Source organism: Shewanella sp. CAL98-MNA-CIBAN-0140 (genome assembly GCF_040309905.1).
Lineage (GTDB): Bacteria > Pseudomonadota > Gammaproteobacteria > Enterobacterales > Shewanellaceae > Shewanella > Shewanella psychromarinicola.
Genome location: NZ_JBEOPI010000133.1, coordinates 1 through 284 on the forward strand (window position 1 = coordinate 1; position 284 = coordinate 284).

Genomic DNA, 284 nt, shown 5'->3' on the forward strand with positions numbered 1-284 from the left:
TACCTAACCAGTGCTTATTTAGCCGCTTTATCGGTCAGCGCTGGATTGATATATTTTTTTAATACTGCAAACTGCGCGACCACGAACACCAACATAATGGGAATCCAGCCGTAAGTTTTGAAGTTAATCCAAGCCTCATCTGACATGGTAAATGCCGTGATATAATGTAGTACACCCATCATGGCAAAAAACAGCGCCCAAGCGACGGTTAGCTTCTTCCAACCACTGAGCGTAAGGGTAAAGACCTCTTTCATGGCCAACTGCATCAACGGCTTGTTAATAGC

1 protein-coding gene is annotated in these 284 nt (G+C 44.4%); it reads right to left on the reverse strand.

Translation table 11 applies throughout. From position 1 onward, the window contains the following. Positions 1-14 precede the first annotated feature (14 nt). On the reverse strand, positions 15-284 hold a 270-nt coding region (locus tag AAEY93_RS20465; protein ID WP_351079467.1), incomplete at its 5' end, for an inner membrane-spanning protein YciB.